The sequence below is a fragment of the Lysinibacillus telephonicus genome (assembly GCF_039654155.1).
GTDB classification, from domain to species: Bacteria; Bacillota; Bacilli; order Bacillales_A; family Planococcaceae; genus Ureibacillus; species Ureibacillus telephonicus.
The window spans coordinates 546,014-567,465 of the sequence record NZ_CP155468.1 but is presented as its reverse complement, the minus strand read 5'-3'; the positions used below and the strand labels follow the sequence as shown (position 1 = coordinate 567,465).

Genomic DNA, 21,452 nt, shown 5'->3' with positions numbered 1-21,452 from the left:
GGGCTGGGCGCTGTAACTGAATATTAATATGAGAAATTTTCTATTCTCTTATTAAATAGAATAGAAACGCCATTCAGATAAACTGAATGACGTATTTGAATTATTGTTCAACAACGAACCATTTTTTCTTAAGTTCGTCAATCTTGCCTTCATCAACTAGTGCTTGGATTACTTCATCGAATTCTGCTTTTAATTCACTGCCTTCTTGGAATACTACTGCTTTGAAGTCAGGATCTTCAACTTCGATTGGGAATGCTGCTAAGTCATCATTTTGAGCTAAATAGTTTTCAGCTACGATGTTTTCAATTACAGCACCTTGGAAACGGCCATTTTTTAATTCTTGAATTACTTCTGGAATTAAGTTGCGGCTTTCAACAGTAAAGCCATGCTCTGCTGCTAATGTATTTGCTAATTCTTCTTGAATTGAAGAAACTTGAGCCCCTACTACTTTACCTTTTAAGTCTTCTAAAGAAGCAATGTTGCTTTCTTTTGGAGAAACTAAATATTGCTCAGTTTCATAATATGGAATTGAGAAGTCAACTACTTCATCACGGTCCTTCGTTGGTGTCATACCAGCAATAACAAAATCAAATTTATCCGCTTGTAAACCAGGAATTAAACTATTAAAATCAGAGTTTGTGAATTCTAATTTATACCCTAAACGTTCAGCAACTATATTTGCTAAATCAATATCAAATCCGATAATTTCATCACTCACTGCAGTATCAACATATTCGAATGGTGCGTAATCTGCAGAAGTACCTACGCGTAATACCTTTGCTTCTTCTGTTGTTGCTTCAGTTTCTGATCCATCAGCTGCATTATTTCCTTCAGTTGTATTACCTTCTTCAGCTGTACCACAGGCTGCTAAAATACCAATGACTAATACTAGCATGAATAAAAAATACTTATTTTTCATTGTTTATTTCTCCTCTATTGTTTAGATAATTGTTCTGCTAAAAATCTTTGAATTGCTTTTTCAAGCATTTCCAAGCCATCATCAATTTGTTGCTTCGTTACTGTTAACGGTGGAATCATTCGAATAACTTCCCCAACATTTCCGCAAAGATAGAACAGTACGCCTTCTTCTAGTGCATAATCAAGAATTTTCATAACTGCTTGTCCATCAAGCTCGCCTGTTTGTGGATTTGATATTTCAATTCCGATCATCAAACCTGCTGAACGAACATCACTAATTATTGAATATTTCTCTTTTAATTGAAGTAATTGTTGTCTAGCATACGCTCCTACTTCTTTAGAGTTTTCTACAAGTTTTTCCTCATGTAAAATCTCTAAAGTTGTCAATGCAACAGAACAAGCAATTGGGTTGCCTCCAAATGTAGTCCCATGCATCCCAAGCGGCCATTGCTGCATAAGTTCCTTTGATGCAACCGTTGCACTAAGTGGCAGTCCTGAAGCAATCCCTTTTGCAATCGCCATAATGTCTGGCGTTACATCAAAGTATTGAGCTGCAAACCATTCACCTGTACGGCCAAAGCCTGTTTGTACTTCATCAAAAATTAGTAAAATGCCATGTTCATCACAAATTTCACGGACTTTCTTCACCCATGCTTTTGGAGGAATGATGTATCCACCCTCACCTAGAACTGGCTCCATAATAACCGCTGCCACTTCCTCCGGCGTTACTTGATGTTTAAACAAACGGTTAAAATCTTTTTCAAGCTGTTCAACACAATAAACTTCTGGGTCAACACCTTCTGGACAACCTTTTACGTCGGCATATGGAATTTGGTAAGACAAATGTGAAGGTTGTAAGAACTTACGGTATTTACTTTTCGATGTTGTAACACCTAAAGCGCCCATGGATCGACCATGGAAACAGCCCGTAAAGGATACTACGTAAGGACGTTTAGTTACAAACTTCGCAAGCTTTAAAGCCCCTTCAATAGCCTCAGTTCCACTGTTAGCAAAGAAAAAGCAATCTAAATTACCAGGCAATACTTTACCTAGTTCATCTGCTAATCTCAAAATAGATTCGTACATAATTACCCCTGATGGTCCATGTACTAATTGGTCGGCCGCATCTTTAATACTTTGAACAACTTTCGGATGACGATGTCCAGTATTCGCTACGGCAATTCCTGATGTGAAATCTAAGTATTGTTTACCATCTACACCATAGTAATAACAGCCTTCTTCTTTTACTATCGGAAGATTGGGATGATCTTTTGCCATACTAGGCGCTAATAAATCACCCATTCGTTCATATAAATCAAGCCAATGACTCATGTCGTTTTCCTTCTTTCTAATTGTTGCAAAGACTAAAGATTCATTATTATTAGTAAGATGCTAATAAAATGATAATTCCAACATTAATTTAATATATAACCTATTGTATAATTATGCAATAGAAAAAATGGTTAAATTAAATAGTCGAAATTTAATTAATATTTAAAATTATATATTTCGAATATATGTGTTGATTGGTAATTATTATATTATAGTGGATTTTCACTTTCGTAAAATAGTTTTTTCCATTTTAAACCTTATTTATCACCCAATCAATCGTCTAATAAAAAACAGCTTGGCACTTACAATCCAAGCTGTTGCTATTTATAATTATCCAATCACCTAAAATTAACCATTAAACAATTGACTGCCTATTGTAGTAAATTTAATTTGGGTTTACTAAATAAGCCCGATGAAAGTCTTTAAGCCCATTTTTTTCTGGTAATATGTTTCCTTCATTATGCTCTCATTACTACAATATAAAAAGTCAGTGCTATATTAAATAGAGAATTTAAAATAGTGCAGACAAAGAAAACTATTGTAACTTTGTCTGCACTCTGAAATTAAAATTCGAAAATAGCTGTCTTTCCTTTAGAAATATCCTTCGCTTCTTGATTTCGAATTGGTCCAACTTCTACTTCAAATGATTTATTTTTCCAAATCTTATCATATTGTTCCTTATCTAGTAAGTATATTTGCAGGAGTTCACCGGATTGTCCGCCAGCAATTACATCATCATAGCTGTAATCGAGCAGCATTCCTTCTCCAAGCGTATACTGTGTACCGTCGTTAAGAGTCAATTTAGAAGACATTGATGACAATGAGACAGAATCAGATCCTTTATTATCTAAATTAAACTTTACTGTTAAAAGTACAATGCCTGTTTTAAAGTTTTCAAAACGTGGTGCTTCAACTGCATTTGGAGTGAAATCTGTAAATTGGTATCCGTCAAACGTAACAGTAACATCCCCCAATTGTTCACTTTTTCCGATGCCGCTCTGTTCCTTCAGCATCTTCTTTTCACCCATATCATCTAACGTAACTTTATCATTATAAAATGCTGCATTGGCTTTAATTTTTTCAGCACCCGCATCATTCAAGCTTAAAGTAAATTGACCGTCTTTCCCAATTGTTGAGCTAAAATCATCTTTTACAGCAAGAGGTGCAGGAACTTCTACTGTTACAGTTGATACATTTAACGCATCTTGTAAATGATCTTGACCAAATGGATATGTATAATATCCTGTTACAGTCTCGCCAGCCTTAAGCAAATAATCATTTGTTGGTGATAACTTTTCCACTAATTGTTCTTCAGGTGGAAGCAAATCTCTAAAATTGTTATAATCTTTTTCCGCACCTGTGAAAGATAGATATAGGAAAGGAGTGTAATAAACATCCTTGTCTAATTCGTTCTTCACTGTATACTGTGCAATAATTACACCACCATTTGTCTGGTCATTAAAAGGAATACTAAAGTCCGTATGGAAATCATTTAATTCAACAAGTGTATATGCATCTAAAGACAGTGTTACACCGTCCATTTCATGAACTTGCGGTTCTTTATTTTCATAAAGAACTTTCGCTGTACCTTCTGTTTCTTCTTCCATATATTTAATTAAATCTGAAAAGTCACTTGTACTAGTAGCAGTTGTTGCTGCTTCCTCAACTTCTTCCTTAGTATCTTCAACTTCTACGTTATTCTCCTCTGTAGCATTTGCATTCTCATCAGCCTCTGTTGGTTTCTCGTTGCTTCCACATCCGCTAATAATTACTGATGTTAGTAATGCTGTCAAAAGGAATGTCCATGATTTACTCAAAATTTTCAAACCTCCAATTTCCAAATTAGTAACATACTAACACATTATTTAATTCGGTAATATAAGGAGAAGGAAATAAATTACAGACAACTACAGCGACTCTATTTTTTGGTACATATTGGAAAGTTATACTATAATAGTAACGTTAAATGATACTACCAACAAAAATATCTACGTAAATTTGAGTTATTTTAGAAAAATGATTTAGTAAGGAAGGAGGGCATTAGAAGTAATTATAAAAAAGAAAGTTATCTTTCTTCACCTTCACCTTCTGCTATTCCCCTTTAGCATCTCGTATACAAAACCACTATATTTATTATCATCATATAATTCGTTCGATAACTACGTAACGCAAGATTTTCTTTAAATAAGTGCGGTTTGTTGATAAGGAAATTTATACCCTGTTCAAAAGTAGTTGGTATGATTTCCTCTTAATCTAATAAAATAATTTTAAATCTTTACAATTCTTATAGGCATTATTATAATTCAATATGTTACATAATTTTCTAATATATCAAAAAATATAAGAAGGTGAGAAATTGAGGAAAGGAAGAAAATGGTATAATAATAGATTAGTTCCTTGGATATTACCTGTTGTTACGATTATTTTATGGCAATTATTAGTGCAATATAAAATCGTTACGACCACGCTACTTCCCTCTCCGTTAGAGGTGGTCGAAGCAGCAATTAAGCTTTCTAAATCTGGGGAATTACAAGAGCATGTATATATTAGTACTCAACGTGCCCTGATTGGATTTGCGATTGGTGGAATCATTGGATTTATTCTTGGATTAGTCAATGGAACTGTTGTCTTTTTTGAAAGAACAATAGATACAACGATTCAAATGATTCGTACAATTCCCCACCTAGCTTTAATTCCACTTGTTATTTTATGGTTTGGTATTGGAGAAAGCGCCAAGATTTTTTTAGTTGCACTAGGTGTTATGTTCCCAATTTATATTAATACCTTTAATGGCATTAAAAACGTTGATCGGAAACTAATTGAAATGGGCAGCGTTTATGGTTTATCGCGGAACAAATTATTTACGAATATTATTTTACCCGGCGCTTTACCTTCCATACTAGTCGGAATTCGCTACGCTTTAGGCGTTATGTGGGTATCCCTAATTGTTGCAGAGACAATTGGTGCAGACTCTGGCATAGGCTTTTTGGCTACGAGTGCCCGTGAATTTATGCAGATGGATATTATTGTATTAACAATTGTCCTTTACGCCATTTTAGGAAAACTATCAGATTTAATTGCAAAGTTATTTGAACATCGTCTATTAAAATGGCATCCGGCTTTTCATAAAAAATAATATTTGGATATAAAAGTGAGGTGTTAGGATGTTCAACATTGAACTAAAGGATGTAAGTAAAAGCTACGGGGATAATGAAGTACTACATGACATAAACCTCTCTATTGAACCTGGGAGTTTTACGGCAATTGTTGGCCGCAGCGGCTGTGGGAAAAGTACACTATTACGCGTCATTGCACAGCTAGAAGAGATTTCAAAAGGAACTTTATCTTTTTCTAGCAACAGTGGTAGCAAGCCGAAAATTCGTATTATGTTCCAGGATGATCGACTCATTCCTTGGAAAAGTATTATTAAAAACATCGAACTTGGAGCCATTAATAATGAAGTTGCAGAGCAATCTCTGCAAAAAGTTGGATTAATCGATAAAAAGACAGATTGGCCAGATCAATTGTCAGGTGGTCAAAAGCAACGAATTGCTCTTGCACGAGCATTGGCTAGCAACCCAGATATATTGCTTTTCGACGAGCCCCTTGGAGCTCTAGATGCGTTAACACGAATTGAAATGCAAAACTTAATCGAGGGACTTTGGCAGCAGCAGGAATTTACTTCCCTTCTCGTAACACACGATGTAACAGAAGCGGTTCGTCTTGCAGATCGCGTCATTGTCATCGATAAAGGAACGATTCAGCTAGATGAAAAAATTGATTTGCCTAGACCTCGTGAACGTGATGAAAAATTCACCTACTACGAGCAAAAAATATTAAATCAAATTTTAGGAGGATGAGCATGAAAAAATCGCTGTTATTTTTAATTACTGCATTATTTGTATTAGTTTTAGCTGCTTGCGGCAATGAATCAAGTACAGGGTCTACAAACGAAGAACCAACTGATGAATCAACTGGCAGTACGGAAAAAGAAGTAATTACAATTGGCTACCAAAAAGGAAATACAATTAACATTTTAAAAGAACATGGCAACCTAGATGCGGCACTTGAAGAAGCTGGTTACACTGTAGAATGGAAAGTTTTCCCTACTGGCACAGTGCTATTAGAAGCTTTAAACACAAACAATATCGATTTCGGTCATGCATCTGACGGCAATGCTGTATTTATGCAAGCGGGAGGTCATCCTTTAAACTATGTTGCCTCTGAAGCCCCATATCCAGAAGGTGTTGCATTAGTGGCAAAAGCAGATTCAGATATTCAAACAGTAAAAGATTTAAAAGGTAAAAAAATTGGAGTTACAAAAGGCGGCAACCAACATTATTTATTGCTTGTTGCATTAGAAAAAGCGGGTATTTCACCGGATGATGTAGAGATTATTTTCTATAAGGATGCGGCTGAAGGTTTAGCGGCCTTCACAAAAGGTGAATTCGATGTTTACGGTTCATGGGATCCATACTTAGCAATCGTTGAAAACACAGTAGAAACTCGCACAATTGTGAATGGCTCTGATTTAACGGAAAACCGTACATTCTACTTCGCAACAGACCAATTATTAACAGAAAAACCTGATGTAGTATCTATTATTCTAGAAGAATTGCAAAATGCCGATCAATGGGCAAATGAAAACAAAGATGAAGTAGCAAATATTCTATCTTCTGAATTAGGTTTAGACGCAGCACCACTTCAACAAGCAAACAACCGCCGTACTTTTGGTGTTCAAAAAATCGGTGATGAAATTATCTCAAGCCAGCAGCAATTAGCAGATACATTCTTTAACGCAGGTTTATTGGAAACAGAAATTAATATTAAGGAAGCTGTGAATATTGATGAATCAATTATTCCAAGCAATGTTCAATAATAAATTCGGGAGGTACAAAAATGACAACAGTAATTGAAAATGCCTTTTTAAGCTATGGTTCAAAAGGAGCTCCAGTAAAAGTAGAGGTTTTTCTAAACTTGGCATGCCCTTATTGTGCTACATTTTTTGAGGCTGCTGATAAAACACTTCAACCTTATATTGAAAATGGCCAAGTAGAATATGTTATTAAGCATTTTGATAAACCACGTGAAATGCTATTATACGGAACACTTGCAAACTGTTTCTTTGATTATAAGGAGCCTGAACGTGTTTATGACTTGATGAAAGACCTTTTCGCAAAGCAAAGCGAATGGCATGAAATCGACAGTGATAGTATCAAAAAAATGCTGACAGAACAATACGGCTTAAAAGAAGAACCTGAAACAATCGATTTAAGCTTACAAATTGTTGCAGAAGCTGTTAAACGCAACGTTAAAATGGTGCCAACTGTCTTCATTAACAATAAAGAATTCCAATACCCAGTCGAAATTGATGCAGCACAACTAAAAAAGGAAATCGATCAATTGTTATAATTCAAAAAAGCTAGAGTAATTCAATATGTAAGTAGACTATTTATAGATAGTTAAATTTAAAGCTGAACTAATGCACAATTAGTTCAGTTTTTTTGTAGTCTAATATACACTTTGGAAATTAGTGGGATTTTGTTATTGTATTAATAAATGATTTTCAATCATAACCTAAAGGAGGAATAAAAATTGAGAGTAAAAAACGATTATCTCTAATTGGCTCAATCGTAATTTTAAGTATTAGTATTTTAGTAGCCGCCTCATTAATATCTAATGCAATTAATAATGCTGGGTGGGATCTTTCATCTAATCTAAGTTCTATCAATATGAATGATTCTGTAAGTGAAAATTACGAGTTGCTTGTAAATGAAGAATGGCTCTATTTATATGATACAACAACTGGCCGAGTATGGAAAAAGGCAGATGATCCAAATGCAGCATGGGAAGAAGTAAAACATTTTACGGAATAAACTCAACTAATTCCAATAGTAAGATAGATCCCCCTTCCCCTTTTTACCTTAAATGTTAAATAAAAAATGATTGCTCCGTGCTATAGTCATTGCTAAAATAAAATACAAAGTTCATAGCAAGAAGAAATGTAGGGGAGCTGGTATGGCCAGCTGAGATTGTATCCCGTAAGATACTAACCCTTTGAACCTGATTTGGTTAATACCAGCGTAGGGAACATTGACTTCAATTTGATTTTCTTTTCATTTTGAAATGAATGTTTTTTAACGTCTGGGATACTATCCTAGACGTTTTTTATTTCTTCGAGTATGAATAATTCATTACAATGGAGGATTCATCATGAAAAAACTTTTCTTTCTGGTGATGATTGCAGTTTTAGCGCTTGTTGGCTGTCAATCAAAGGAATCACAAACTGAAACAAACACAAACGAGCAAACAGAAGAAAAACCATTAGAAAAAGTAACCGTTGTTTTAGATTGGACACCAAATACAAATCATACGGGGCTTTATGTAGCAAAAGAAAAAGGCTATTTTGAAGAACAAGGATTAGACGTTGAAATTATTCAACCTGGTGATGCAGGTGCAGATCAGCTCGTAGCTTCTGGCCAAGCGGAATTCGGTGTCAGCTATCAAGAATCCATTACACTTGCTCGAACACAAAATGTACCTATCGTTTCAATTGCAGCGGTAATTCAACATAACACATCTGGATTTGCCTCACCTGCGGGCAAAAATATTACTTCTCCTAAAGATTTTGAAGGCAAAACTTATGGAGGTTGGGGATCTCCTATTGAGCAATCAGTTCTAGAAACATTAATGAAATCAGACAATGCAGATATTAACAAGCTTGATATCGTTAATGCAGGAAATGCCGACTTCTTTACGATGGCGAACCAAGGAATTGACTTTGCATGGATTTATTATGGTTGGACAGGTGTTGAAGCTGAACTTCGCGGCGAGGATATTAACATGATTTATTTAACCGATTACAGTGAAAAGCTTGATTACTATACTCCTGTTCTTGCAACGAATGAAGAAATGATTGAAGAAAACCCTGATACCGTAAAAGCTTTTGTGGCAGCAGCCTCTAAAGGCTACCAAGATGCAATTGAAAACCCAGAAGATGCAGCTAGTATTCTATCAGCAGCAGCACCTGAACTGGATCAACAGCTTGTATTAGAAAGCCAAAAATGGTTGGCAGATAAGTACCAAGATGATGCTCCACGATGGGGAGTGCAAAAGCTTGAGATTTGGGCAAATTATGCAGAATGGATGAAGGAAAATGGTGTATTAGAAGGCGAATTTGATCCGGAAAAAGCATTTACAAATGAATTTTTACCGGAATAAGGAGAGAAAAAAATGGCGAATTCATTAATTAGTGTACAAATTATACCTAAAACAAAAAATCCTGAAGATGTCATTCCTTTTGTGGATGCTGCTATTGCAGTAATTGATGCTTCTGGTGTGAAATACGAGGTTCATCCATTAGAGACAACAATGGAGGGGGAACTTTCCGAACTTCTATCCATCATTGAGAAAATGAATGAAAAGATGATTGAATTAGGTAGTCCAAATGTTATTACACAAGTAAAAATTTTATACCAACCTAGCGGAATTACAATGAACACGTTAACGGAGAAATATCGTTGATGCAGCAGATGTGGCAACGAGGAGGAAAATCAATTGTGTTCCTCCTTCTTTTATTCATTCTTTGGGAACTACTTGTTTATATAACAGCTACACCAATGTGGCTATTGCCGGCACCGAGTGATGTAATAAAGGAAATTTACAATGGCATTTGGGAATTTTATGGTCATCTAATTTCCACAATGAAATTAACATTACTTGGCTTGAGTATTGGATGCAGTGTTGGTCTTTTCATTGCAATCATTCTTTATCGATTACCAAAAGCAAACCAAGTTCTTTATCCGTTGCTAATATTATCCCAAAATATCCCGACAATTGTATTAGCCCCCCTGCTTATTATATGGTTTGGTTTTGATCTATTGCCGAAACTCATTGTGATTAGTTTAGTTTGTTTCTTTCCTATTGTTGTCGCAAGCATGGACGGTTTTAGACAAACCGCTCCAGAATTAAAACACTATATGGAGATGGTTGGTGCAAGTAGAAATCAAATATTTTGGAAGCTAGAAATGCCCCATGCCCTTCCATCAATCTTTTCTGGACTTAAAATAGCAGCAACATATAGTGTGATGGGTGCAGTGATTTCTGAATGGCTTGGTGCAAAACAAGGAATTGGTGTTTATATGACTCTTGCACAATCCTCCTTCCGCATCGACCGTGTATTTGCAGCTATTTTCTTTATTATGCTATTAAGCCTTTTGTTGTTCGGAGTAATACGACTCGTCGAAAAGCTAATGGTTAAAGGTAGAAAAGAGGGAGTGTAGGATGCTAACAATCAATGGATTAGATAAAGCATATGGAGATCTTTCAGTTTTAAAAAATATAAATTTACATGTGAGGGACCGTGAATTCGTTGCTATTCTTGGACCGTCTGGCAGTGGAAAAAGCACGCTATTCCAACTAATTGGCGGAATTATTAAACCTGAACACGGCACAATCACATTAAATAATGAAGTGATTAATGGAAAAAAAGGATTGATTAGCTACATGCCGCAACAGCCTTCCCTGTTTCCATGGCGAACCGTATTAGAAAATGTAGTGCTTGCAGCAGAATTAACAGGCAAACCAAATGTTGAAGAGGCAAAACAATGGCTTGAGAAAGTAGGACTTGCAGAGTTTGAGAACTCTTATCCCATTGATTTATCTGGAGGGATGAGACAACGTGTTTCATTTATCCGCGCTCTACTGAGCAAACAAAGTTTACTCTGTTTAGACGAACCATTTTCAGCTTTAGATGAATTTACACGAATTAAAATGCAAAAATGGCTTCTTTCTGTTTGGGAGGAAAATCGAAAGTCCGTATTGTTTATTACCCATAGCATCGAAGAAGCGATATTTTTAGCTGATCGCATTTATGTACTTTCAAAGAGACCGGCAACTATGAAGGCAGAAATCACTGTCCCCTTTTCTAGACCAAGAAATGAAAGCTTACTTGAAACAACCGAGTTTTTCGATTTAAAGCAGCAAATTTTCCAATACATTAAGGAGGAAATTGTTGAATGATGATCGATGCACATATCCATCTTGATAAATATGATGACAAGGAACGAAACTATATTTTATCGAGTTTAACTGAGCATCAAATTGAAGCTTTAATTGCTGTGTCGTTTGATTTAGCGTCTTGTGTTAAAAATCGAAGCTATTGGGTTGAAGATGCTCGGGTGAAGCCGGCGTACGGTTTTCATCCGGAGCAAGAAATCCCTTCTTCTCAAGATGTAGAAGCACTTTTTTTATGGATGAAACGGCATGTTCATGAAATGGTGGCAATTGGCGAGGTTGGGCTGCCTTATTATAAGAAGCTGGAAAGTAATAATCAGCTAGATTATCAGCCTTATATTGAATTGCTAGAGCGGTTTATTCAAGTTTCTGCAGCGTGGAAGAAGCCGATTGTGTTGCATGCCGTTTATGAGGATGCACATATCGCCTGTGATTTACTTGAAAAGCACGGCGCTACAAAAGCTCATTTCCATTGGTTTAAAGGGGATGAAGTAGTTGTTAAGCGAATGATTAATAATGGCTACTTTATTTCTATTACGCCAGATGTTCTGTATGAGGACGAAATTCAACAGCTCGTGCGCATGTATCCGCTTGAACTAATGATGGTGGAAACAGATGGACCATGGTCTTTTGAAGGACCTTTTACAAACCAGCTGACTGAACCGAAGATGATGAAGCATTCTATTGATAGAATAGCCCAGCTCCAAAATCGTTCAGTTAAAGAAACCGCGCGAGTATTGTATGAGAATACGAAGAGGTTTTATGGGATTTAATTATTGTGAAATTGTGGCTTTTTTGGAGCCCCAACTAGATCCAAAATCGGGTTTTGTGATTGAATCTCTTGCTATGCGCGCTAATGCTACAGTAGCTTCGAATATGTAAAAAGGTTGTGTAGAATTTGAATATCTACACAGCCTTATTAAATTTAGTTATGAAAAAGTAAGGGCAGGCAAAGTTTTACCAGTTTCCAACAAAGACTTTAAGTTGCTTATAATGGCTGGCCAACCGTTATTAATCCCTTGGAAGCCTTCACTTTCGTCAAAGAAATCCGATGGCAAAAGGTCTTCATGTTGCAAAATCAATTTGACTGTCGACTCCATCGGCTGAAGTTTAAAGGTTACTTTAGGTAAACATTGACGTTGAGTTTGATCTTCTACCCAAAGAAATGTATATGAAAGAAGTTGATGGGGCTCATAAGCAATAAGTGTGCCATCGTCCGTAATGTTTCCATTTTCATCAAAAAACGTAACAAGCGATCCTTCTTTCCAATCAGATTGAATCTTTCTTCCGAACCAATACTTCTCAGTAAATTCACTGTTCGTTAAAGCTTCCCAAAGTTTTTCAGGTGTCGTTGCAATGTAAGTAACATAATGAAATGATGTGGTAGTTATAGGAATCATCCCTTTTTATAGAATTTCCAAATTTTTAATTGTGTAAAAACAGCACCATTAAATCTTCATCAAAGTACAGTTCCCTATCTTTTATAGCCCTTGGTTCAACACCGTAAGTTTCAAAGCCTAAAGACTTGTAAAGCATTTTTGCAGAGTCGTTAGTAGAGACGACTTGCAGAATCAATTGCTCTAATCCTTCTGTTTCTTTTGCGCGCTGAATAACCTCAAACATTAAAGCTTTCCCCACACCCTGACCTCGTGTTTCGGGTGCAACATACATGCCATAAATATTCCCTTTATGCTGTGATTTTAAAAGGGACTCACGTATAAAAGTTACAACTCCAACTAATAAACCATCCGTATTATACGCACCAAGCACAAACTTATCTTCATCCGGTCGAATGCCTCTTGGACCATTTCAGTTGTGAACACCGCTTCCCTTTCATATGTAGAACCAAAGCTTTCCGGATTAGTTTGCAATGCTCTTAGTCGAAGCCCTTGATAATCCTCTGCATCTGCTTCATTTAATACATGAATTTTCATACTGCTCCCCTCATTTGTTCATAGTTTCTTTATCAACAAAACGCAGCAACTGATAGATTAAGTCCGGCATTTCGTAAAAAGCACTCTTCATATGCAACCTTTCTGAAATTTGATGAGCGTCTTTTCCATAAGGACCTACATTCAACACAGGTGCCTTGAACTTCGCGATATGGTCAAATGGTATATCATAAGTACGTTTCCAAACAGGGGTGTTCATTTCATATGCCTGCCACCCATTGTCCTCGCTTAATTGGCAATAGCTTAAATCACTAATGCCATTAAAATAATGAACTTGCTGCAACGGAATTTCATATGGCTTGGATGCCTGCAACACTAGTTCTATTGCCTTTTTAGCTAAAGGATGATCGCTTGAATTAACCGCAGGATAAAATGGCGGTACGAATAACACAACAACTGCCGGTGCCAACTCCTGGCAATGAATCATTAATTTATCTGCAATGAAAAATGACTGATCACGCTCATCTAAATCAAGACGGGCAATTACTTCTTCAATCAGCTTTTCAACTGCAGGTTCACCAAGCTTTTTCTTTGCATAGCTTAGTAGTTCACTATAACGAATTGTACGTATTTTACCGAGTGGGTTAATATTCATTTTTGCACAGACTTCATCATAGCGTTCCTGACATTTCTCCATCGCACGAGCTGTAACTTGCTCAAACAAGTCTAAAATTTCTGCTGCACTGCGCTTCATTAAAAAGACATTATACATTGCCACTGCTCGATATGGTGTTTGTGTAGAATATTGTTCCTTTAAATCTTGCAGTTTCAACGCAACCGGAAGTGGCGTCCGTTCACCGTAAACCGTTTCACAAAAAGCGTCGTTCCATTCCATTTCGGTTGCTAAAAATGCACTCATAAAAGGTGCACTTAATCCCTTTAAAGGCTCACCCACATGTGTTTCCTTACCATAAAATAAGGCTGCTGGCATCACTTTTCCAATTGATCCTGTATAGATGTATTCTTGTAAATCATACGGGTCTTGTGAAAAAGATGGTTCACTGTTTAAAAACAGACAGATGTCCAACTCATAGCTTTCAGCTATCTGTGCTATATGCACCGCTGCTTTACGCATTCCGGCTGAGTTTACCTCTTCATCCGGGACAGTAATTAGAAGCAAGTTCATCTCCCATCGTTCCTCGATAGCACGCTCTAGCACTTGCATATGGAGAGCAAGGCCCATCTTCATATCCATCACACCGCGCCCAAATAAGTAATCCCCTGTTTCTAAATCCTTCTGTGCCTGCTCATTCAACATTCCCTTCTCCTCTTTAAATGCTTGAGTTAACTCCTCTGGTAATGTAGCAAGCGGCATAAGCGCACCATATTCTTCAATTTGAACTGTATCAAAATGGCTAATGAGCACAACTGTCTTTTTTACTTGTGGATGTTTATACATCGCTGATACGACCTGTCTGCCTCCCTCAACATCTACCGTTTGCAAGTAGTCACGGTTCGTTTGGAAATACGGAAGCAGCTGAAATTTAGCATATAATTTTTTGGAAAACTCCTGTTCCCCTTTTGTTAACGTTTGGCTCTCCCAGCTTACTAGCTCACATAATAGCATTTTTAACTTTTCTGGTGTATCCCATCTCATAGATGTCCCACCCCTTCTGTTTGCTGTGAATTAATTTCGATTGTTGTAATATTTAGACAAATGGTGTTGCAATCCCTTTAAAGGATTGAAAAAACATCTGAAGCAAATCATAATGATAATCTTGAATGTTATAGTAAAATTTACTTACCTTAACAACTATTAATAGAAATGGAGAATGCTAGTATGAATTTTGAAGATCTAGTAAGATTACGTCACTCCGCAGTAAATTTCATTGAAGATGAACAAATGACCGAAGATGATTTTAAAAACATCTTCGAGCTAACAAAATTAGCACCTAGCGCTTATAATTTACAATTCACGAATTATCTCGTGATTACCGATAAAGAAAAGAAAGAGCGAGTTTTTGAATTAAGCTACCGCCAATATAAAATACATACGGCAAGTGCAGTAGTTATTGTAATGGGCAATAAAAATAGCCTCGAGGTTTCCGAAGCTGAGAGAATCTATAATCCAATGAAAATGTTAAAAATGATGGATGAAGTAGAATTCAATATGACGATGGACATGATTAAAAAATATAGTGATGGATTAAAAAAAGATCCACATGAAGTGGACTTAGAATTATATCGAAACGCTGGACTCCATGCCATGCTATTCATGTTAAGCGCAAAGCATTTCGGTTTCGATACATGCCCGATGCATGTCCACAATATTGAGGAATTAAGAAAAGAATTCAATATCCCTAATCATTTACAACCGATAATGATGATTACTATCGGAAAAAGTGTTGATAAAGAACGTCCCCGTGGCTATCGTAAACCGGTTGGAGAGTTTGTTAGTTTTAATGGGTATTGATGTGACGAGGCTGGTAATCTTCCCCTAGAATTAGATACTAAACAGATGAAGTTGTTTTGAAAATAATAAAGCGTTTCTATTAGATAATTGATAGAAACGCTTTTCGGTTATTATATTATCATGTTCTTTTCTAAAGTAATTTCTAAATTTTTTATGAATACTTGATATGCTCTTGTATAATCCAATTTTTCTTTGTACGTTTGACTTATAATATCATTCTTTAAAATTTTACCTGTTTCTAGAATTATTTAAATAAATGTAAGCATCTCTTCAGAAGTAAATTTGCAACTTCTAAATTGTAATAACTTATTCCGAACAATTGGTGGCCAAATAACACTCCGTTTAACCATTCTTTAAAATCCTCTACTGAAATTGATTTTAATAAATCAGAAGTAGTCATTGCTTTTCCGTGCCCATACCATTCACCTTAATCCTTTTTCAAGTGTAACGTTTGTCCTAACTCACTGATTTTTATTCTGAAAATTCCCACTTGTTTTTCCACTACGTTTTGATTATTATATATCTAAATGATATATATCTTTTAGATAGGTGGGTGGAATTTGAAAAATTATAACGATACAACCTACGCCATTTTAGGAATTTTAACTACTAACTGTAGATCTGGCTATTCCATTAAACAGTTTATTGACCAAAGTCTTAATCATTTTTGGAAAATTAGTTATGGCCAAATATATCCAACATTAAAATTAATTGTCCAAGAGGAATTGGCGGAGGTCCATACTTCATCTTCTACAGGTAAGCCGGATAAGCATGAATACTATCTTACTGAGAAAGGGATAGAAACCTTAAAAAATTGGTTAGAAAAACCGATTGAACAGCTCCCAGTTGAACGAAATGAAATATTGCTTAAATTGTTTTTTGGCCGATTTCAGTCCCGTGAAAAAACGATCTCCCTTCTAGAAAATTACAAGGAAAAATTAGAAAATCGCTATCAAACGTATGTATCGATTGAACAGGCAATTATTAATTATCCAGACAATGATACAGATCCGGATTCAATGTATTGGTTATTTACGTTGGATTATGGAAAAAGAACAACTAGAGCTTCTATTGAATGGTGTGAATTTACTCTCGAAAAGTTTTTAAATAAGGAGGATTCATAATGGCTAAGCAAGTTTTTAGTGGGCGTTATACGACGGAAAATACTGAAGACATTGTTGTTTTTATTATCGGAATGAGGGTTAACAAACGTCTCGCTTTTCACAAATGGCTACCTGTATTTAACGCTATGCCTGGAATGATTAAAGAACTTTATACAAATAAAGAAGAATTGGGATTCTTATCGATGGAAAGCTATTTCGGTCTAAGAACGACTGTCATGATACAATATTGGCGTTCAATGGATGACCTCCTCGCCTATGCAAAATCAGAAAAGCACTTAACTGCGTGGAAAAATTTCAATCAAAAGGTCGGCAAGAATGATGCTGTTGGAATTTATCATGAAACCTACCAATTGAAAAGTGGAAACTATGAAGCTTTTTATGGCAATATGCCTCATTACGGCTTAGGCAAAGCATTAAACCCCATTCCAGTCACAGCAAAACTAAATTCCGCTCGGGAACGGCTTAAAAGTACGTTTTAAAAATACTTTGTGAATGTTCAAAACTATTATTCATCTTTAGTAAAAAGGACATCATCACTATACCCATACTTTTAAAAATTTTTGCCTATAAATATTAAACCTTCAATCTGTAGATAGATTGAAGGTTTCTTATTTCCAATCATTTTTGTTTAATTAAACTTCCTTAAGTTTTTAATTGATTTTTAAATAATACTTTCCTTTATCATATGATGCATAAGATACATGCATCAATAGACCACCAATAGTACTGTAATTACATGGAGCTGATTTCGATTGAATAGGAAATTGTTTCGCGTACCATTCTCTTGAAATACTACCTTTGACCTTTAACTCATTAATTGCTTCTTTTAATTCCTGAAAGGATATGTTTTTTGAATTTCCACTTGTACCTAGGGAATATTTTATACCCTTATCGGTTATTGCAAGTATTTTACTAGTTGCTCTAATTTTTTTAATTTCTAGGCCGATATTAATATTGTCTAATAATTCTTCAATACTCAATTTTTCTCCTCCTATTCTTAGCACTGTACATTTAAATCAAAATGTTTTTTGTGATCAATATATAATATTTTTTTCAACCATTCATGTCGATTTGCATTTATATAGAATGTGGTGTACAAACTACATTTTTTTAGTTTTATAAAATCCCCTCCATACATAATCCTGTTTCCCTTTTTTATAAAGTATTTCAATTGATTTTATAACCTCATACTTACTTGGAAGCATATTACAAACACCCTTCTATCTATAAGCCATAATAACATAGAAAAACTTGTCATGTATTAATTCCCCGTCTATTGACTGTCAACTAATTAGGGAGGAAGTTAACATTTATAGTTGAATATTAGGTAATGCTCAATTTTTGGAGATAAGGTAAACTTAAACTATTAAATACTATTAGGTGATGAAGAATGAAAAAATTAGTCCATGTAGTTGGAGCAATTATAGAAAATGAAAACAATGAGATTTTCTGTGCTTTGAGAAGCCCCGAGATGTCCCTACCGAATTACTGGGAATTCCCCGGTGGAAAAATCGAAAACGGCGAAACTCCTGAAGAGGCACTAGCTAGAGAAATTAAAGAAGAATTCAACTGTACTATTATAGTTGGACAGAAAGTAGAGGATACAACATACGAGTATGAAAAAGTAGTTGTCAGACTTGAAACATATAAAGCAAAGCTTATGGACGGTGAGCCTACCGTATCAGAACACGCAGATACGAAATGGGTAACCCGATCGGAGATTCTCGCGCTCAACTTCGCACCTGCTGATATTCCTGCGGTAGAAAAAATTGCTAGAGAAAAATAAATTGTTAAGATGGTGCAAAAGATATGAATCAATTGATTAAAAAACTGGAAGACTCATTACATAAAGGATTTATTGATCAAAACAAAGCAGTTTCTACACAATTTAAACCAAAGCTTTTAACAAATAAAAAACATGAGACAGTTTTGTCATCTCTACTTCAAGAGTTAAAAACATGTAACACTTTTACCTTTTCAGTTGCTTTTATTACTGAAGGTGGCTTAGCTACGTTAAAAACAATGCTTTATGACTTAAAGTTGAAAGGAATTAAAGGTCGGATTCTGACTTCCACTTTCCTAAACTTCAATCAGCCTAAAATGTTTAAAGAACTTCTTAAATTTGAGAATATTGAGGTTCGTTTAACTGGAGAGAAAGGTTTCCACTCCAAAGGTTATATATTTGAACATACAGACTACTATTCCTTAATCGTTGGTAGTTCAAACTTAACAGACAGTGCATTAAAAGCAAATTATGAGTGGAACGTGTTTTTAACATCATTAAAAAATGGAGAAATTATTAATCATTTCAAAAATCAATTTGAAGCTGCTTGGAATGAAGCAATTCCTTTAACAGAAGAGTGGATTGCAAATTATAAACAAACGTATGATTTACAACCCTTTATTAATAGAATCACTACAAATGCTTTGGAATTAAATACAACATACCTAACTAATAATTTAGCTAGTAGCCTATCGATTAAACCGAATAAAATGCAAAGTCTTGCATTAGAACAATTAAAAAACCTTAGAGCTACTGGAGCTAAAAAAGGATTAATTATATCTGCTACCGGTACTGGTAAAACCTATCTTTCTGCATTTGATGTACGAAATTTTTCACCAAGAAAAATGCTCTTTGTCGTGCATCGAGAACAGATTTTAAAGAAAGCTATGCAGGATTATAGAAAAATCCTTGGAGGTCATGAAGACGATTACGGCATTCTTTCTGGCAACTCAAAAGAGGTAAATGCAAAATATTTGTTTGCAACAATTCAAACAATCTCAAGAGACGGTTATTTGCAACAATTTGCAAAAGACCAATTTGATTATGTATTAATTGATGAGGTTCATAAAGCAGGTGCTGAGTCATACTTAAAAATTATTAATTACTTTGAGCCCCAATTTTTACTTGGTATGACGGCTACACCTGAACGTACAGACGGCTTCAACATTTATGACTTATTTGATTATAATATTGCCTACGAAATCCGTTTGCAAGAAGCCCTTGAAGAAGAAATGCTCTGTCCTTTCCATTATTTTGGTGTTTTAGACTATGAAAAAGATGGAGAACTAATTGATGATATTACTGACCTTAGAAATTTAGTTTCTATTGAGCGCGTAAAACATATTATTGAAAAGATCAATTATTATGGTTATTCAGGTGAACGTGTTCGTGGTTTAATGTTCTGTAGTTCAAAAGAGGAATCACGAAATCTCTCAATCGCATTAAATGAGGCTGGACTTAAAACTATTGCGTTAACAGGTGATAACTCTCAAAAGGAACGAGAAGATGCCATAAAAAAATTGGAGAATGGTGAACTCCAATATATTCTAACTGTCGATATTTTTAATGAAGGCATTGATATTCCCTTCTTGAATCAAATTGTGATGCTACGTCAAACTCAATCAAGTATTATTTTCATACAACAGCTTGGACGTGGTCTGCGTAAACACGATTCAAAGGACTATGTTACAATTATCGATTTTATTGGTAATTATAAAAATAATTACTTAATTCCAATCGCCCTTTCAGGCGATCAGTCAATGAATAAAGATAATGTACGTAGAAAAACCGTAAATACTGATTATATTCAAGGTGTTTCTACAATTAACTTTGAAGAGATTGCGAAGAAGAAGATTTTTGATGCTATTAATAATACAAAGCTATCAACAATGAAAACTTTACGCGATGCTTATATAGAAGTAAAAAATCGTTTAGGGCGTATCCCAACCCTACATGATTTTATAGAACAAAATTCATTGGACCCAGAAGTAATCATTAGTTCTGTAGATAACTATTACAATTTTCTTTTAAAAATGAAAGAAGAGATACCTTCTTTATCTGATTATGAACAAGCAGTTTTGACCATGATCTCAAAAGAGTTTTTAAATGGAAAACGAATCCATGAGATATTGCTGATAAACATGCTACTCCTAAATCCTGTAATTTCAAAAACTGATTACATTCAAAATCTCATGGACTTTGGTACCTACTACGATAAAAAAACAATTGAATCCGTTGAAAATATGTTTTCTCTTAAGTTTCATGTTCAAAACGACGTGAAAAAGTATAGATTTAAACCAATCATTGAATTAGTAAATGGAAACTACCAATTTAATGAGGAGATTCAAGAGAGTTTACGAGATTTAAACTTCAATAACTATATTGTAGATATTATTAAATGTGCTTATATAAAAAATGAAAAGTATAATAAAACACAGCCATTAACATTGTATGAGAAGTATTCAAGAAGAGACGTATGTAGACTTTTAAACTGGCCGCATGATGATTCATCCACAATTTATGGTTATCGTGCTAAATATAATACTTGTCCGATATTTGTTACATACCATAAAAAAGATAAAGTAGAATCTAGTCAGGCATATGGTGATGAATTTTTAGCACCCGAACTGTTTAGATGGTTTACACGAAATCGACTTAATCTTGATTCTAATGAAGTAAAAACTATACTTTCCTATAAAGAAAATGATATGGATATTCACTTATTCACTAAAAAAGATGATGGTGAAGGGACCGACTTCTACTATTTGGGCAAAGTGGATATTTTAAAGGATAGCGCTAAAAACGAAACAATGCCTGATGGTAAAGGAAACAACCTATCCGTTGTAACAATGAATTTAGTATTAGAGCAACCAGTGCAGTATGATATTTATCATTATTTGGTAGAGGAATAAAAA

Annotated in this window: 24 protein-coding genes and 1 riboswitch; of the genes, 15 read left to right on the top strand and 9 right to left on the bottom strand. The window is 35.1% G+C overall.

Annotation, left to right across the window (positions count from 1 at the left end; all coding sequences use genetic code 11):
* Nucleotides 1-100 precede the first annotated feature (100 nt).
* The 3 genes from MKY04_RS02745 to MKY04_RS02735 all read right to left on the bottom strand — a co-directional run bounded on the left by MKY04_RS02745 (nucleotide 101) and on the right by MKY04_RS02735 (nucleotide 4,067).
* Nucleotides 101-919 (bottom strand): transporter substrate-binding domain-containing protein, encoded by an 819-nt coding sequence (locus tag MKY04_RS02745; protein ID WP_126294338.1) that lies wholly within the window; start codon nucleotides 917-919, stop codon nucleotides 101-103.
* A gap of 14 nt (nucleotides 920-933) precedes the next feature.
* Nucleotides 934-2,250, bottom strand: coding sequence for an aspartate aminotransferase family protein (locus MKY04_RS02740; RefSeq protein WP_126294339.1), 1,317 nt, complete (start codon nucleotides 2,248-2,250; stop codon nucleotides 934-936).
* 563 nt (nucleotides 2,251-2,813) lie between these two features.
* Complete coding sequence (locus MKY04_RS02735; protein WP_126294340.1) at nucleotides 2,814-4,067, bottom strand: DUF5068 domain-containing protein; 1,254 nt, start codon at nucleotides 4,065-4,067, stop codon at nucleotides 2,814-2,816.
* A gap of 539 nt (nucleotides 4,068-4,606) precedes the next feature.
* On the opposite strand from MKY04_RS02735, the gene ssuC reads away from it, so the two are divergent.
* From ssuC to MKY04_RS02715, 4 genes are read left to right on the top strand one after another with little or no spacing between them, the layout of a single operon-like run.
* Nucleotides 4,607-5,386 (top strand): aliphatic sulfonate ABC transporter permease SsuC, encoded by a 780-nt coding sequence (gene ssuC, locus MKY04_RS02730; protein ID WP_126294341.1) that lies wholly within the window; start codon nucleotides 4,607-4,609, stop codon nucleotides 5,384-5,386.
* A 28-nt stretch (nucleotides 5,387-5,414) separates the two neighbouring features.
* The gene (locus tag MKY04_RS02725) at nucleotides 5,415-6,110 is read left to right on the top strand and encodes an ABC transporter ATP-binding protein (protein ID WP_126294342.1); all 696 of its coding nucleotides are present in this window, start codon (nucleotides 5,415-5,417) and stop codon (nucleotides 6,108-6,110) included.
* Between the two features lie 2 nt (nucleotides 6,111-6,112).
* On the top strand, nucleotides 6,113-7,129 hold the full coding sequence (locus MKY04_RS02720) for an aliphatic sulfonate ABC transporter substrate-binding protein (RefSeq protein ID WP_185807705.1): 1,017 nt from the start codon (nucleotides 6,113-6,115) through the stop codon (nucleotides 7,127-7,129).
* A 20-nt stretch (nucleotides 7,130-7,149) separates the two neighbouring features.
* The gene (locus tag MKY04_RS02715) at nucleotides 7,150-7,662 is read left to right on the top strand and encodes a thioredoxin domain-containing protein (RefSeq protein ID WP_126294344.1); all 513 of its coding nucleotides are present in this window, start codon (nucleotides 7,150-7,152) and stop codon (nucleotides 7,660-7,662) included.
* Between the two features lie 154 nt (nucleotides 7,663-7,816).
* Here MKY04_RS02715 and MKY04_RS02710 read toward each other — a convergent pair whose 3' ends face one another.
* Nucleotides 7,817-7,981, bottom strand: coding sequence for a hypothetical protein (locus MKY04_RS02710; protein WP_185807706.1), 165 nt, complete (start codon nucleotides 7,979-7,981; stop codon nucleotides 7,817-7,819).
* Nucleotide 7,982: 1 nt separating this feature from the next.
* On the opposite strand from MKY04_RS02710, the gene MKY04_RS02705 reads away from it, so the two are divergent.
* From MKY04_RS02705 to MKY04_RS02680, 6 genes are all read left to right on the top strand, one after another.
* The gene (locus MKY04_RS02705) at nucleotides 7,983-8,126 is read left to right on the top strand and encodes a hypothetical protein (RefSeq protein ID WP_185807707.1); all 144 of its coding nucleotides are present in this window, start codon (nucleotides 7,983-7,985) and stop codon (nucleotides 8,124-8,126) included.
* Between the two features lie 120 nt (nucleotides 8,127-8,246).
* Nucleotides 8,247-8,357: riboswitch (TPP riboswitch) on the top strand.
* Nucleotides 8,358-8,463: 106 nt separating this feature from the next.
* The gene (locus MKY04_RS02700; protein WP_126294345.1) at nucleotides 8,464-9,471 is read left to right on the top strand and encodes an ABC transporter substrate-binding protein; all 1,008 of its coding nucleotides are present in this window, start codon (nucleotides 8,464-8,466) and stop codon (nucleotides 9,469-9,471) included.
* A 12-nt stretch (nucleotides 9,472-9,483) separates the two neighbouring features.
* Complete coding sequence (locus MKY04_RS02695) at nucleotides 9,484-9,774, top strand: thiamine-binding protein (protein ID WP_126294346.1); 291 nt, start codon at nucleotides 9,484-9,486, stop codon at nucleotides 9,772-9,774.
* On the top strand, nucleotides 9,774-10,532 hold the full coding sequence (locus tag MKY04_RS02690) for an ABC transporter permease (RefSeq protein WP_126294347.1): 759 nt from the start codon (nucleotides 9,774-9,776) through the stop codon (nucleotides 10,530-10,532). The genes MKY04_RS02695 and MKY04_RS02690 overlap by 1 nt, the downstream gene beginning before the upstream one ends.
* 1 nt (nucleotide 10,533) lies before the next feature.
* On the top strand, nucleotides 10,534-11,271 hold the full coding sequence (locus tag MKY04_RS02685; protein ID WP_126294348.1) for an ABC transporter ATP-binding protein: 738 nt from the start codon (nucleotides 10,534-10,536) through the stop codon (nucleotides 11,269-11,271).
* Complete coding sequence (locus MKY04_RS02680; RefSeq protein WP_346235270.1) at nucleotides 11,268-12,038, top strand: TatD family hydrolase; 771 nt, start codon at nucleotides 11,268-11,270, stop codon at nucleotides 12,036-12,038. Before MKY04_RS02685 ends, MKY04_RS02680 begins: the two co-directional genes overlap by 4 nt.
* Before the next feature lie 156 nt (nucleotides 12,039-12,194).
* On the opposite strand, the gene MKY04_RS02675 is transcribed toward MKY04_RS02680, so the two are convergent.
* Genes MKY04_RS02675 through MKY04_RS02660 form a run of 4 tightly spaced genes read right to left on the bottom strand, consistent with a single transcriptional unit; the run spans nucleotide 12,195 to nucleotide 14,814 of the window.
* Entirely contained in the window at nucleotides 12,195-12,665 is a 471-nt protein-coding gene (locus MKY04_RS02675; RefSeq protein WP_126294350.1) for an SRPBCC family protein, read from the bottom strand.
* A gap of 25 nt (nucleotides 12,666-12,690) precedes the next feature.
* Nucleotides 12,691-13,035, bottom strand: a complete 345-nt coding sequence (locus tag MKY04_RS02670) for a GNAT family N-acetyltransferase (protein ID WP_246020298.1) — start codon at nucleotides 13,033-13,035, stop codon at nucleotides 12,691-12,693.
* Nucleotides 13,002-13,199, bottom strand: a complete 198-nt coding sequence (locus MKY04_RS02665; RefSeq protein ID WP_246020300.1) for a hypothetical protein — start codon at nucleotides 13,197-13,199, stop codon at nucleotides 13,002-13,004. Before MKY04_RS02665 ends, MKY04_RS02670 begins: the two co-directional genes overlap by 34 nt.
* Before the next feature lie 10 nt (nucleotides 13,200-13,209).
* Nucleotides 13,210-14,814: a M20/M25/M40 family metallo-hydrolase gene (locus tag MKY04_RS02660; protein WP_346235269.1), complete on the bottom strand. Its 1,605-nt coding sequence runs from the start codon at nucleotides 14,812-14,814 to the stop codon at nucleotides 13,210-13,212.
* A 183-nt stretch (nucleotides 14,815-14,997) separates the two neighbouring features.
* Between MKY04_RS02660 and MKY04_RS02655 the strand changes: the two genes are divergently transcribed.
* From MKY04_RS02655 to MKY04_RS02645, 3 genes are all read left to right on the top strand, one after another.
* On the top strand, nucleotides 14,998-15,630 hold the full coding sequence (locus tag MKY04_RS02655; RefSeq protein WP_126294352.1) for a nitroreductase family protein: 633 nt from the start codon (nucleotides 14,998-15,000) through the stop codon (nucleotides 15,628-15,630).
* 560 nt (nucleotides 15,631-16,190) lie between these two features.
* On the top strand, nucleotides 16,191-16,754 hold the full coding sequence (locus MKY04_RS02650) for a PadR family transcriptional regulator (protein ID WP_126294353.1): 564 nt from the start codon (nucleotides 16,191-16,193) through the stop codon (nucleotides 16,752-16,754).
* The gene (locus tag MKY04_RS02645) at nucleotides 16,754-17,233 is read left to right on the top strand and encodes a DUF4188 domain-containing protein (RefSeq protein ID WP_346235268.1); all 480 of its coding nucleotides are present in this window, start codon (nucleotides 16,754-16,756) and stop codon (nucleotides 17,231-17,233) included. The genes MKY04_RS02650 and MKY04_RS02645 overlap by 1 nt, the downstream gene beginning before the upstream one ends.
* 171 nt (nucleotides 17,234-17,404) lie before the next feature.
* On the opposite strand, the gene MKY04_RS02640 is transcribed toward MKY04_RS02645, so the two are convergent.
* Complete coding sequence (locus MKY04_RS02640) at nucleotides 17,405-17,734, bottom strand: hypothetical protein (RefSeq protein WP_346235267.1); 330 nt, start codon at nucleotides 17,732-17,734, stop codon at nucleotides 17,405-17,407.
* Nucleotides 17,735-18,144: 410 nt separating this feature from the next.
* Between MKY04_RS02640 and MKY04_RS02635 the strand changes: the two genes are divergently transcribed.
* Together MKY04_RS02635 and MKY04_RS02630 are read left to right on the top strand one after the other, a co-directional pair.
* Nucleotides 18,145-18,540: a (deoxy)nucleoside triphosphate pyrophosphohydrolase gene (locus MKY04_RS02635; RefSeq protein ID WP_346235266.1), complete on the top strand. Its 396-nt coding sequence runs from the start codon at nucleotides 18,145-18,147 to the stop codon at nucleotides 18,538-18,540.
* A 23-nt stretch (nucleotides 18,541-18,563) separates the two neighbouring features.
* On the top strand, nucleotides 18,564-21,449 hold the full coding sequence (locus MKY04_RS02630) for a DEAD/DEAH box helicase (RefSeq protein WP_346235265.1): 2,886 nt from the start codon (nucleotides 18,564-18,566) through the stop codon (nucleotides 21,447-21,449).
* Nucleotides 21,450-21,452 lie beyond the last annotated feature (3 nt).